Genomic DNA, 13,930 nt, shown 5'->3' with positions numbered 1-13,930 from the left:
AAAAAACTCTGGAATCCCTTTTAATTGTGCAAATAGAAAATTGCTGAAAATAAAAATAATTACAAAAACTTTATACATAATTTTATTTATTTTTTATTATAAAAATTATTAATTATACTAAGCACTTCTTTAGGGTCATCAGTATGATGCATAAGATTTAAATCATCTTTGTCTATATACTTTTCATTAATCATATCTTTTTCTATCCAATTCATAAGCCCCGTATAAAATTTTTTGTCAACTACTATTATTGGTATTTTGTTTAATACTTTAGTTTGTACTAATGTAAGTGTTTCAAACATTTCATCCATAGTGCCAAATCCGCCAGGAAATACTACTAAAGCCTTAGCATATTTTACAAACATAACTTTCCTAGCAAAGAAATATCTAAACTTAATTTCTTCTTTTACATAGGGATTAGTTTTTTGTTCAAAAGGTAATTCTATGCATAAACCAATAGAGTTTCCATTAGCATCAAAAGCCCCTTTGTTGCCTGCTTCCATTATTCCAGGACCGCCTCCTGTGATGATATCATATTTATTTTCTGCTAATAATTTTGCAGTCTCATAAGCTAATTTATAATGCGGATGGTCAGGCTTTGTTCTTGCACTTCCAAACATTGTAACGGCATTGTTGTATATAGACATAGTTTCAAAGCCATCAACAAACTCTCCCATTATTCTAAATATACGCCATGCCTCTTCATTCATATCTAAATCTTCAAATTCTGTGCTTTGTCTTCTCATTTAAAATCCTTTTTTTTTATTTTTTTAATTAAGTTTTTATTTTAATATAATAGCTGTGCCGTAAGCAACAACCTCTGTAGTGCCTTGCAATACTGAAGAAGTGCTGTAATTTACTCCTATTATTGCATTAGCTCCAAGTTTTTTAGCTTCTTCTATCATTCTGTTTGTAGCTATGTCTCTTGCTTCGTTTATCATTTCTGTGTAGCTTGTTACTTCGCCGCCAACTAATGTATTTAGAGAAGCTAATATATCTTTTCCTATATGTTTTGATTGTACTATATTGCCTTTTACTAAACCTAAGAGTTCATAATTGTTTGTAGGTAAATAGTCTACGCTAAAAATTTGCATATTTGTTTTATCCTTTTTTATGTTTTTTATATTTCTATATTGTATTATGTTAATTAGTCGGAAATTGATTGCTTAACTTGATTATTTTTAAGTTTGTATAATTTGAATTTAATTAAAAATATTATTATAATAAATAAAAAAATAATATTAGGTGTTTTATTATGAAAGCTAATACTATAAAAAATGTCTTTACAATGGCTAGCTTATATTTTTTAAAGAATCTTTTAAATATTTCTTGCAAACTTTTACCTATGCTTATAATAGCATTAAGTTTATTAAACTTGAGTAAGACTATTACTTTTAATTGGAGAGATATTGTACTGTTATTAATTTTGGAAGTAATTTTAATTGTTGGTACTACCATTTTTTATTCATTATTTTTTAAGAAAGAAAAAAATGATAATACAGAGAATAAAGAAAATACTGAAATCCCTTCCGAAGATAATTCAAAAACAAATGAAGTAAGCGTACAAACAAAAAATAAATTACCTATTCTAAATATATCAGTTGCTTTTTTAACGTTTTTAACTTTTATATTTATAATACTAAAGCTTTTTAATGCTGTTACATGGAGTTGGGTTTGGGTATTATTTCCATTATGGTTTTCTACGGCTTTAATAATAGCAATACTTATAATATTTATAATTTATTTAATAATATCTCTTATAGCTAAAAAAAATAATAAGAATGAAAAAACTAATAATATAGAATCTGATAATAATACAGAAAATAATAATGATTCAGAATTAAACAATTAAAGGATATTTTGATATATGACAAATATTTTATTATATATAGTTTTTACAGTTGCGGGTATACTTCTTTTATATCTTGGCGGTACATATATAGTTGATGGGAGTGTAATGATTGCGAATAAATTAAAAATTCCTCCTATAGTGATAGGGCTTACTGTTGTTGCAATGGGCACATCTATGCCTGAGCTTTTTGTTAGTTTATTTGGTGCTGTGAGGGGAGAGAGTGCTATTGCGGTTGGTAATGTTATTGGGAGCAATATATTTAATATAGTATTTGTGCTTGGGGTATCTGCTTTGTTTATGGATATGGCTGCAGGAAAAAAATCTTATCATGTATCTATGCTTTCTATGTTTATAATGTATGCTGTATTACTTATTACTTTATTTAATTTTAATACTAAGAGTTTAATTGGTGATAAGATATCTGTTGTAGAGGGCGTGATACTTTTAGTTTTGCTATGTGTATATGTTTATTATTTGTATACTGTTGTCTCTAAAGACAAAGATGAGCTTGCTATATTTGAAAAAGAGGTATCATCATCTACAAAGACATATAGTATTTCTAGGGCTATATTTAAAATTGTGTTGTCAATATTTGCTCTTGCTGTGGGTTCTGATATATTTTTGAAAGGTGTTACTGGTATATTTAGAAATTTTATAAGCGAGCATATTATTGGTTTTATAGTTGTTGCTGTTGGTACAAGCATACCTGAACTCGTTACAAGTGTGATAGCCGCTTCAAAGAAAGAGGCTGATATATCTATAGGAAACATTGTTGGAAGCAATATTTTTAATGTTGGTGCTGTGCTTGGCATATCTTCTATAGCTTCATTTAAGTTTGGAGGAATAGTTTTACCTGCTGCACAAAATTATTTAATAGACTATTCTATTATGGTTTTAAGCGGTTTAATATTGTTATTATTTACTTTAAGAGGAAGAAGTTTAAACAAGGTAAAGGGGATTATATTTTTAGTAGTTTATATATTTTATGTATTATACTTATTAAAAACTACTTCTGTGTAAGCATAGCTTTAATATATACTAAAAAATTTTAAGTTTGTAAAAATATTTTTTATTTATGGTGGCTTTGCCCTGCCCCCACTTCTTTTACGACTGAAAGGAGTCCTTCAGGGCGACCGTAGGAAGTGCCTTCGGTATTGGTATAAAAGAGGTAAAAGAACTGCATTTTTTTAACTAAGAATATTATATTCCTTTATATTTATATATTCCTTAGATATAAAGCTAAAATATTTGCACTTTCGCGAAGCGTACCCGTAGGGTAAAAACTTTGACGAAGTCCGCACAGCGAAGGCGGGAAAAAGTTGAATAAAAAACTTATTATATATTTGAAAACTTTTAAGTTCATCAATTTTTGTTTTTATATTTTGGGGACTAGTCCCCAACCCCCTGCTTCTTTTTGCGACCGAAGGAAGTACCTTTAGGTATGCCCCAAAGAAGCAAAAGGGCTGCATTTTTTAGCTTGAAATTTTGGTATTATCTTATTATATATTCCTAATATATTAGCTATAATACTTGCACTTTCGCGAAGCGTGCCCGAAGAGCGAAAACTTTGGCGAAGCCCGCAAAGCGACCGAAGGAAGTGCCTGCGACTGTAGGGAGTACCTTTAGGTATTGGTGCGAAGGCGGGAAAAAGTTGATAACACATTTTTAAAAATACAATTTTTGACAAAGTTAAAAAATTTCAGTATAATTAAATCATCAATTAAATTACTTTTAATTTTTTGGAGTTTTCTTTTGAGATTAGAATTAATGTTAGGTGTGAGATACCTAAAAGCTAAAAAGAAGTTTTCATTTGTTTCTATAATTACAGTGATATGTATACTCGGCATACTTGTGGGCGATATGGTTATGATTACTGTATTATCTGTTATGAATGGCTTTCAAGATGATATAAGAGATAAAATACTTGGAATGAGGGCTCATATAAATATTAGTGCTTATGGGGATCAGCCTCTTCTAAACTATGAGTATGTTGTAGATAATATTAAAGACAATAAAGAGATAACAAGTATTTACCCTTATATAGTTCTTCCTTCAATAATGCGTACATATACTTTTACAACACTTATTACAGTTCGTTCTTTTGAAGATGATATATTTACAAAAGATAGGGATTTTATTAAGTATTTTAAGTTTATTGAAGGGGACAATAAAAATTTAGGAACTAATGATGCTTTGATAGGCTCTGAGATGGCGGACGATTATGCTTTATCTGTGGGAGACACTATAGATATAGTTTCTGCTTCTGGAAGTTTTGAAAAAGGCTTTAGACCTCAAAAGACAACTTTTACAATAAAGGGTATATATAAAACAGGCTACTATGAATATGACAGTAAAATGGTGATAGTACCTCTAAAAACAGGGCAGGCAATGCTTGGATATGAAGGCGGGGTTACAGGTGTAGCTGTAAAAATAAAAAATTTCTTTGATGCTGATAAGGTTGCTAAAAATATAGATTTATCATTAAAGCAGTTTTATAATGTTATGCCTTGGATGCTTTTTGACAGAAACTTTTTTCAAGCACTTCATACAGAAAAACTTATGCTTGGTTTAATATTATCTTTTATTATATTGATAGCCGCTTTAAACATAGCATCAAGTCAGATAATATTCGTTAAAGACAAAAGAAGAGATATTGCTATAATAAAGACCCTTGGATTAAGACCTTCGAATGTAGCTAAAGTATTCTTTTTGGAAGGAGCTATAATAGGAGGCGTTGGCACTATATTAGGAGTGATATTTGGAATACTTCTTGCAAGTTATGTAAATGAAACTTTAGAGTTTATAAGGGCATTTTTACAGTCTATAGTAAGCATTATATGGTTTATACCAGCACATATAAGCCCTTCTATAACTGTGCCTATAGTGCCTGATTTCTTCCCTCCTGATATTTATTATGTAAGCAATGGGCTTCCTTCAATAATACGTTTTTCACAAGTTTTTATGGTTGCTTCTATATCGTTTTTACTTTCTGTTTTATTTGCCATAATACCTGCATATATAGCAAGCAAATATAAACCTGCCGAGGTGTTGAGATATGAATAATAATATGAATAGTAATGTTACTAATAGAGAAGTTTTAATAAGTATAGATAAATTAGTAAAAACTTATGTTGGACCTCCAAAGGTTGAAGTATTAAAATCTATAAGTTTAGATATTTATAAAAATGAGATATTAGCTATTACTGGGGAGTCTGGAAGCGGCAAGACCACACTTTTAAACCTTATAGGTGGTATAGATGATATTACATCTGGAAGCATCAATATAAACGGCAATAATATAGGCAAGATGAATGAGGGGCAGTTAGCTAAGTTTAGAAATAAATCTTTGGGTTATGTGTTTCAATTTCATAATTTGCTTGGGGAGTTTAGTGCTATAGAAAATGTGATGATACCTGCTTTAATGTTAAAATATGATAAAAAAAATGCCCGTTTAAAGGCAGAAGAATTACTTGAGACTGTGGGGCTTAAAGATAGAATGCATCATAGGATAGGGGAACTTTCTGGAGGAGAGGCACAGAGAGTTGCCATTGCGAGAGCTTTAATTAATAGTCCTATGGTTGTGTTGGCTGATGAGCCTACAGGAAATTTAGACAAAAAAAATGCTGAGATTATTAGAGAAATTTTATGGGATATGACTAAAAAAACTTCATCTACTTTAATAATTGTAACACATTCATTGTCTATTGCGAGCATGGCTGATAGGAAATTAAGATTAGAATATGGAGAAAAAATAGTAGAATACTGATATTTTAATATAGGCATAATTAATTTTTAGATTTTACTTCCGATAATAGAGTGTATATTTTATAAGGTTCAAATGATTATGCAATTTAATATAAGGCTCAGAGCAGAAATTTTTTATAGTATAGTAGTACTCGGTTTAATGTTGATGATTTTTTTATTTGTATTTAGTTCTAAAGGGTTTGTTAATATAGATAAGCAAAAACAGGCTGTAGAAAAAAAGAAAGCAAGAATAGAGGAACTTGATAGAAAAAAGAAAAAAATATTGAATAATATAGATAGACTTACAAATGACAGAGAATATATACTTTCGTATGCTAAAACATTCGGTTATTTAGATAGCTCTAAAAATGAAAAAATAGTGAAAATATTACGTGATAATGATAAAGACTCTTATAGTGTTTATAGTTCTGAAGAATATATAGAAAATGACAGTGAAATGGCAGTTATTAATTCTAAAGGCGTTATTATTTTAGCTATATTTTTAGCAATTAGCTTTGTTATTTATGTGTTATTTGTTAATAGGCATATTTTTATTAAGAAACATAGCAGCAGTAATGTAGTTAATTATAAGAGTAGTTAAATGTAAACATTATTCCAGCATCTTTTTGAAATGGTTCATAATACGGTACAAAATTAAAGCTTAATCCATCTTTTTTCTTACCATATATTCTTTGATAACTATCATAAGCAACTGTAGCTCCAAATATAACCGCAGCTGTAATTTCAAATATTGTAGCTGATATCCATAGGGATCTATATCTTGACCTTCCGCTTGTTGATGGCTGAACAAATGAGTTTTCTATAGCATCTAATCCAAATACTATAAGCGAAGCGTAACTATATGACAAAAAACCAGCAAGTATAAAAGTTACTTCTGTATATCTAAAAGGGTGACTTCTATATGGTTCTTCTGGTATTACAGATGAACTTATAACCCCATTTTGATTTATAATATTTGTTCCTTTCATTTCAAATATAGATTTAACACTATTAGTATCTATGCTGTATTCAGAACTTAGTATTTCATTCTTTTCTATGATAGGTGTATTATTTTGTATACTGTTAGTACTTGGTATATTTGTAGAAGGCGCAAAATAAAAAGCTCCAAAAGATATTTTAGCAAACAATAAAAATAGTATTATATTTTTAAAAAAGTCCATATACTCCTACCATAAACTCTAATCCTGTAAGATTAACTGTTTGTATTTCTTCAGGCATACTAAAGCTATTATCTTCATAATATGTTCCAGCATTAATCGGCTTTGTATAAAATCTATATCCAGCAGATACGTTTATACCTAATGTATCAGTTATATTATACTGTATATTTGCTAAAAATCCAATACCTAACATAATGTCTGTTGATTTTATTTTAGTTCCGTTTGGTATTAGTAGGTTTCCATTTTGATAATCTCCGCCATATACTTCGCCTATATCAGTAAAAGTTACGCCAAGTCCTACATAAGGAGTTAATACAAACCTTACTATTTCCTGATATATTTTTATGTTTATATCAAAATTAAACCTTGTATCAATTCCATAGCTAGTTTTAAAGAAATCACCGAATAATAACCCCATGCTCATATTAGGAGAAAATAGCTGAAAGTCATATCCGAATTTAAGATGCATCCCTAAAGCATAGTCATTTTTGTTTAGATTTACTTTTAATTTGCCTGCCGAATTTGTGCCTTGAAACTCTTTTATTAAGGGATTAATTTTGTATGAAGCATAGTTTATATTAAACCCAAAAATAAAATTTCCTATATATGTTTCTCTTACAATATCTCCCACTTGTATATTTCTTCCTCTTGATATTGTTGCTACAGAATATTCACTTCCCATATCTTTTATTCTTAAAGTACCTTTTTCTTTATATGTTCCTTCTATGACGTTTCCGGACGGTAAAACTATATCTTCAGATTTTGAATATACTTTAAATCTTGTATTTTTATTAAGCCCCTGATCATATCCTGCTAAAAGTATGATATTTCCATCTGTAATATCAGATATTTTTAAAGTTATTTTAAAAATGTTTCTCATTTTGTTGGCTACTTTATAAACTAAATCATTACAAGCCTCATCAATGGCAGCATCTCTAAAAGCTTGTGAAGGATATCTATCTATAGAATAAAAGCTAGAGCCGCTTATTTTTGAAGAGTATAATATTTTTGTTGTAGAAACATCAACTATCTGCAAAACTAAATCTACATTAGCATATATTGTTCCCGTTCCATCATAGCTGTCATAATCGTATGTAGTACTTGAATGGGTTATTTTACCTGTAATTGCCTTACTATATCCATATATTTTTCCCATTTCTATAACTTGCTTATCTGTGATGCCTGTTAATTGAAGTTCCATTTCTTTTAAGTATTTATCTAAATTTTTTCTATCTACTATATTAAATCTTTTCATTCTAGTGAGGGCATTTTCTATTAATGTTGTAACTTTATTTCCTAAATCTTTGCTATAGCCTGTAGACACATCTTGTATTTCAAATACAGCTATATTTTCTTTTATATACTTTTCGGTTATTTCATTTTTTGTAATTTGCGAAAATAGATTTGTGCAAGATAATGTTATAAAAATAAAATAAAATAATCTTCTAATCATATATTTATTTAATAATTAAAATTTTTTATTATGTTATAATATTAAATAAAAAAGTCAAATATATTTTACTTTTTCTATTTGCTTACTTTATAATAATAAAATAATTTTTTCTACTTTATTATATTTACATTATATGTTATTATTAAGTTTAAATAAAGAATATTTTTAGTTGTTTATTTGTTTATAATGTTTAAGCAATCTTGATTTAATAAAGGAGATTTACCTATAATGGGAGCGATGGATTTAGTATTTAAATTAATATTTGGCTCTAAAGAACAAAATGACGCCAAAATATTAAAACCTATAGCAGAGAAGACATTAACATTTGAAGAAGAAATAAAGAAATTAACTAATGAAGAGTTAACTAATAAAACAAAAGAGTTCAGACAAAGAGTAGAGGATTATATAGGCTGTAAGACAGAGGAATTAGATTTATCAAAAGAAGAGAATAAAAAGAAACTTCAAGATATATTAGATGAATTACTTCCAGAGGCATTTGCTGTTGTACGCGAAGCAAGTTTAAGAACTACAGGTATGAGGCATTTTGATGTGCAGATAATGGGAGGAGCTGTGCTTCATCAAGGAAGAATTGCGGAGATGAAAACGGGTGAAGGTAAAACGCTTGTTGCTACTTTGGCAGTTTATCTTAATGCTTTAACAGGGCTTGGTGTGCATGTAGTTACAGTAAACGATTATCTTGCTAAAAGGGACGCTGAATGGATGATGCCTATATACTCTATGCTTGGAATTAGCGTTGGTATACTTGATAATACTAAGCCGCATTCACCAGAGAGAAGAGCTGTTTATAATTGCGATGTTGTTTATGGTACTAATAACGAGTTTGGTTTCGACTATTTAAGAGATAATATGGTTGTGAGAAAAGAGGATAAAGTGCAGAGAAAGTTTTATCATGCCATAGTAGACGAGGTTGACAGTATATTGATAGACGAAGCTAGAACGCCTCTTATAATATCAGGGCCTGCAGAAAAAAATATTAAAATGTATTATGAGATAGACAGAATTATACCTATGCTTAAGCAGGCAGAAACTGATGAGAGAATGAGAGAGGTGGCAGGCACTGGTGATTATGTATTGATAGAAAAAGATAAAAACGTATACCTTACAGAAGAGGGTGTAAAGAAAGTAGAAAAACTTCTTAATATAGAAAACCTTTATGGAGCTCAAAGCAGTACAATAGTTCACCATGTTAATCAGGCATTAAAGGCTCATAAAGTATTTAAAAGAGATGTTGATTATATGGTTACAGACGGAGAGGTTTTGATTGTAGATGAGTTTACAGGACGTGTTCTTGAAGGAAGACGATATAGTGATGGGCTTCACCAAGCAATAGAGGCTAAAGAAAAAGTTGCTATACAAAATGAATCTCAAACTTATGCAACAATTACTTTCCAAAACTATTTTAGAATGTACCCAAAACTTTCCGGTATGACAGGTACTGCAGAAACAGAGGCAGAAGAGTTTTATAAAATATATAAGCTTGATGTTGCAGTTATTCCTACAAATAAGCCTATAGCAAGACAGGATTTATCAGATAGAATATATAGAACAAGAAAGGCAAAATTTGAGGCATTAGCAAAATATATTAAAGAGCTTCAAGATGCAGGAAAACCTGTGTTAGTTGGTACAGTGTCTGTTGAGATGAACGAAGAATTATCTAAAGTGTTTAAAAGACATAAAATTACTCACGAAGTACTTAATGCTAAAAACCACTCAAGAGAAGCTCAGATAATCGCACAAGCAGGAGAGCCGGGTGCAGTTACACTTGCTACAAACATGGCAGGTCGTGGTACGGATATTGTGCTTGGAGGTAACCCTATTGCTAAGGGTGTTTCTGAGATAGAGCAAATACTTACAATAATGAGAGATAGGGCATTTAAAGAGAGAGACCCTTACAAAAAAGAAGAGTTAAATCAAAAAATAAAATCTATAGACCTTTATAAAGAGGCTTTTGTAAGGTTTGTTATTGCAGGTAAGCTTGATGAGGCTAGAGAGTTGGCTGAAAAAAACAATGCTTTAGAGATGCTTGAAAAGTTAGATAGAATCACACAAATAAATGAAAAGTCTAAAATAGATAAAGAAAAAGTACTTGCTGCTGGCGGTTTGCATGTTATAGGAAGTGAAAGGCATGAGGCTAGACGTATTGACAATCAGCTTCGCGGTAGGAGCGGAAGACAGGGAGACCCTGGTTTAAGTGTATTTTTCTTATCGCTTGAAGATGACTTGATGAGGCTCTTTGGCGGTGAGAGAGTTTCCAGCATGATGCTTGCTATGGGTATGGGTGAGGAAGAAGAGCTTGGACACAAGTGGCTTAATAAATCTATTGAAAATGCTCAGAGAAAAGTTGAAGGCAGAAACTTTGATATAAGAAAACATTTGCTTGAGTATGATGATGTTATGAATCAGCAGCGTATGGCAGTTTATGCTGAGAGGGATTATATACTTTATTCTGATGATATTTCTCCAAGAATAGAAGAGATTATTTCTGATGTAACTGATTCTACTGTGAGAGAGATAGCAGACGGTAAAAAAACTGTTGATCCTATGGAGATAACAAAATGGCTTAATAGTTATTTGATTGGTATAGATGAAGATGCAGCAAACAAAACTGTTGAAGGCGGAGTTGAAAATGCAATAAAAAATCTCACAAAAATATTATTAGAAGCATATAGAAAAAAGTCTTTAGAGGTAGATGAAAAGATATTTAGAGAAGTAGAGAAAAACATATTCCTTTCAATTATAGATAATAGATGGAAAGACCATTTATTTGCTATGGACAGTTTAAGAGAGGGTATTGGTTTAAGGGGATATGCAGAGAAAAACCCCCTTACAGAATATAAACTCGAAGGCTATAAAATGTTTGTAGCTACAATGGACGTTATTCACAATGAGCTTATTAATCTTTTAATGAGAGTAAGAATAATGCCTAATGCTTTTAATAACACTGAAAGAGAAAGTGCTTTTGATGGCGGTATTGAAGAGAAGAGCAATGCTAGTGCAATGGATAGTAACAATCAAAATGCTAAGCCAAAAATAGCACAGGCTCAAGTAAAAATGACAAACAAAATAGGCAGAAATGACCCTTGCCCTTGCGGAAGCGGTAAGAAATATAAGCATTGTCATGGTAAAGACAGTAAAGATAATTAATTTAATTAAAGAAAATTAAGAATAAAAGCGTATAAAAGAAATAATCTTTTATACGCTTTATATTTATATTATTGTTTTTTTATTTTGAACAGAATGTTATTCTTTGATTTAAATATTTTTTATTCTGTATTTCATCAACAAAAGCTATAGCATAATCAGCATAACTAATACAGCTTTCACCTTTAGAATTAACTAATAATTCATCATGACCTATATTGTATTCTCCTGTTTTATCTCCCTCCGCTTGGAAATCTGCAGAAGGTGATATATAAGTCCATAAAACATCTTTTTTGCTTTTTAATATATCAAATGCTTTAATAGAACTCACAGCCACCCCCATAAAAATATCTGGGAAATTAGGAGTATCTTTTAATATCATAGTATGTTCTTTATTAACATATAAACTTGCTGCTCCTCCTATCACCATTAATCTAATATTTGTATTTGCAAGTATTTTGCATAGATGTTCCATAACTAATGAATGTTTATCAAGTTCTTTTTCGTCCCATATTCCAAATGCACTTACTACAGTGTCAAATTCTTTTAAATCATCTTTTGTTAAATTAAATAAATCTTTTTCTATAACTTTTACTTTTGAATTATTGATTTTTGTTTTATCTCTCACTATAGCTGTAACATCTAATCCTCTTTTTAATGCCTCATTCATAATTAATTTTCCGGCTCTTCCATTTGCTGCTATTATTGCAATTTTCATTTTTTATTCTCCTTTTTTATATAAAATATTTTTCTTTAATTAAAGAGTTGTAATAATTATTATTACAATGATAATAACATATTTTAGTTGTAATGTCAAGTGTTACAACTAAAATTATTTGTTTTTTATATATTTTAATACTTTAGATATATCATCATCTATGCATATAGAACGTTCTTGTAAATCAGGTATAGATAAAACATTTTTTAAATTAATAGAGGCGTAAATTGAGTTTTGATTTTTTAAAGCCATTGTCCAAAAAGAATATTTTATTATAGCAGGAGTATTAAATCCTACACCTAATTCCAAAAACAAAATATTTTTATCTTTAGATTCATTCAAGAAAGATTGATATTTATCTTTAGCTTTATACCAATTTTTATCTTGAACAAATGTATCATCGCTTCTGAGATTCATTGACATATTAGCTCCACAGTAGGGACATTTTGGAATAAGTTCAGAAGGTATTTTTAAATCTTTTCTGTGTTTTATCATTTCTCTTATATATTTTTCATTGTAGAAAGTTTCCTGTTTGCATGGAACAGAGCATTGAAAAAGAGAGAAATCTCCCTGAACTTTAAATAGCCTATCTTTATCAAAATTAGCTGCTTCAAATCTTCCATCAACATTTGTTGTAATTACAAAATAATTTTTATTTTTTACTATATCTAAAAGATTTAAATGTGTTTCATCTGCCGGAATATCGTATCTGTTAATATAAACAAAAAGAGAAAAATATCCCCAAAAATCTTCTAAAGTAGGGTAGTTGTAAAAGCCTGCATTATACATGTCTGTTAAGCCGTATTTATCTTTGTATTCCATAAAGTTATCATCAAATCTTTTTCCAGAGTATAAAAAACCTGCAGAGGCAGAAAGTCCTGCACCTGCTCCTATTAATATATAATCTGATTTTTCTATAGATAATTTTAATTTTTTTGTTAATTTAATATCATTTAATTGTTCATTCATATTTTTTGCCTTCTAATTATTTAAAATATTGTTATAAAGTTTATAATCTAAATCTTTAAATACATTGAATACTATTTTTATATTGTACTTAGTATTCTCTAAAAAATCTCTCACCGCTTTAACTGCTATAGAGCTAGCAAGTTCATTTGGAAATCTAAACTCTCCTGTGGATATTGAGCAAAATGCTATACTTTTTATATTATTATTTTTAGCCGTTTCTAAACATGATTTATAGCACTTATATAAAAGCTCTTCATCATTTTTTGAAACTTCATCTTTTATTATAGGGCCTACTGTATGCAAAATATATTTACTAGGAAGATTAAATGCAGGTGTTATGATGCAGCCGCCTGTTTTTTCAAGGTTTCCTTTCATAATATCATTGCAATATAGCCTTAATCTAGTTCCTGAAGCACTATGTATTGCATTATCTATGCATTTGTGAAGCGGTACAAAACAGCCAAGCATAGCAGAGTTAGCGGCATTTACTATTGCTTCTATTTTTAGAGTTGTTATATCTCCTTGCCATATATACAAATTATCATTTATGGGTTTTATATCATCTATACTTGTTATTCTTTTATTTTTAAGTCTATCTTGCAAATATTCATCTTCTATTTTTAAGTATTCTTCGCTTATATTATCAGGGCTTCTTATATTCATTAAACATCTAAAATAGTTATATAATTTTTCTTCATCATTTTCTTTTATAGCTTTATTTAACTCTTCATCATATTTATAATTTTTTTCTTTTATAAGAAAGTCTATTAAAAATAATAATTTATTCATGAATGCCCCTTTATTGTAATATTTATTATTACAATGATATATTTTTTTATTGTAATGTCAAG

General features: G+C 29.5%; 13 protein-coding genes. 6 read left to right on the top strand and 7 right to left on the bottom strand.

All coding sequences use genetic code 11. The features are described from left to right. Positions 1–86 precede the first annotated feature (86 nt). Positions 87–746: a TIGR00730 family Rossman fold protein gene (locus tag R4I97_RS07875; protein WP_335784516.1), complete on the bottom strand. Its 660-nt coding sequence runs from the start codon at positions 744–746 to the stop codon at positions 87–89. A 36-nt stretch (positions 747–782) separates the two neighbouring features. Further along, positions 783–1,094: a YbjQ family protein gene (locus tag R4I97_RS07870; protein WP_013243201.1), complete on the bottom strand. Its 312-nt coding sequence runs from the start codon at positions 1,092–1,094 to the stop codon at positions 783–785. Positions 1,095–1,255: 161 nt separating this feature from the next. Here R4I97_RS07870 and R4I97_RS07865 point away from each other — a divergent pair, with 161 nt between their 5' ends. The 5 genes from R4I97_RS07865 to R4I97_RS07845 all read left to right on the top strand — a co-directional run bounded on the left by R4I97_RS07865 (position 1,256) and on the right by R4I97_RS07845 (position 6,197). Beyond that, positions 1,256–1,852, top strand: a complete 597-nt coding sequence (locus tag R4I97_RS07865) for a hypothetical protein (RefSeq protein ID WP_335784515.1) — start codon at positions 1,256–1,258, stop codon at positions 1,850–1,852. A gap of 15 nt (positions 1,853–1,867) precedes the next feature. Further along, positions 1,868–2,872 carry a calcium/sodium antiporter gene (locus R4I97_RS07860; RefSeq protein WP_335784514.1) on the top strand — a complete coding sequence of 335 codons (1,005 nt, stop codon included), beginning with the start codon at positions 1,868–1,870 and terminating at the stop codon, positions 2,870–2,872. A 747-nt stretch (positions 2,873–3,619) separates the two neighbouring features. Further along, the gene (locus R4I97_RS07855) at positions 3,620–4,915 is read left to right on the top strand and encodes an ABC transporter permease (protein ID WP_335784542.1); all 1,296 of its coding nucleotides are present in this window, start codon (positions 3,620–3,622) and stop codon (positions 4,913–4,915) included. After that, the gene (locus R4I97_RS07850) at positions 4,908–5,618 is read left to right on the top strand and encodes an ABC transporter ATP-binding protein (RefSeq protein WP_335784513.1); all 711 of its coding nucleotides are present in this window, start codon (positions 4,908–4,910) and stop codon (positions 5,616–5,618) included. The genes R4I97_RS07855 and R4I97_RS07850 overlap by 8 nt, the downstream gene beginning before the upstream one ends. 138 nt (positions 5,619–5,756) lie before the next feature. Continuing rightward, positions 5,757–6,197: a septum formation initiator family protein gene (locus R4I97_RS07845; protein ID WP_335784512.1), complete on the top strand. Its 441-nt coding sequence runs from the start codon at positions 5,757–5,759 to the stop codon at positions 6,195–6,197. On the opposite strand, the gene R4I97_RS07840 is transcribed toward R4I97_RS07845, so the two are convergent. Next, positions 6,178–6,777 (bottom strand): hypothetical protein, encoded by a 600-nt coding sequence (locus tag R4I97_RS07840; RefSeq protein ID WP_335784511.1) that lies wholly within the window; start codon positions 6,775–6,777, stop codon positions 6,178–6,180. The genes R4I97_RS07845 and R4I97_RS07840 overlap by 20 nt on opposite strands. Beyond that, the gene (locus tag R4I97_RS07835; protein ID WP_335784510.1) at positions 6,764–8,230 is read right to left on the bottom strand and encodes a CsgG/HfaB family protein; all 1,467 of its coding nucleotides are present in this window, start codon (positions 8,228–8,230) and stop codon (positions 6,764–6,766) included. The genes R4I97_RS07840 and R4I97_RS07835 overlap by 14 nt, the downstream gene beginning before the upstream one ends. Positions 8,231–8,458: 228 nt before the next feature. Between R4I97_RS07835 and secA the strand changes: the two genes are divergently transcribed. Further along, positions 8,459–11,395 (top strand): preprotein translocase subunit SecA, encoded by a 2,937-nt coding sequence (secA, locus tag R4I97_RS07830; protein WP_335784509.1) that lies wholly within the window; start codon positions 8,459–8,461, stop codon positions 11,393–11,395. A 79-nt stretch (positions 11,396–11,474) separates the two neighbouring features. On the opposite strand, the gene R4I97_RS07825 is transcribed toward secA, so the two are convergent. From R4I97_RS07825 to R4I97_RS07815, 3 genes are all read right to left on the bottom strand, one after another. After that, a complete protein-coding gene (locus R4I97_RS07825; protein ID WP_335784508.1) occupies positions 11,475–12,110 on the bottom strand; it encodes an NAD(P)-dependent oxidoreductase in 636 nt (211 codons plus the stop codon). A 114-nt stretch (positions 12,111–12,224) separates the two neighbouring features. Further along, positions 12,225–13,079: a Sir2 silent information regulator family NAD-dependent deacetylase gene (locus tag R4I97_RS07820; protein WP_335784507.1), complete on the bottom strand. Its 855-nt coding sequence runs from the start codon at positions 13,077–13,079 to the stop codon at positions 12,225–12,227. A 12-nt stretch (positions 13,080–13,091) separates the two neighbouring features. After that, entirely contained in the window at positions 13,092–13,868 is a 777-nt protein-coding gene (locus R4I97_RS07815) for a protein-ADP-ribose hydrolase (RefSeq protein ID WP_335784506.1), read from the bottom strand. Between the last annotated feature and the right edge of the window lie 62 nt (positions 13,869–13,930).

The organism is Brachyspira pilosicoli, assembly GCF_036997485.1.
Lineage (GTDB): Bacteria > Spirochaetota > Brachyspiria > Brachyspirales > Brachyspiraceae > Brachyspira > Brachyspira pilosicoli_C.
The sequence above is the reverse complement of the archived record's forward strand: the minus strand, read 5'-3'. Positions and strand labels throughout refer to the sequence as shown.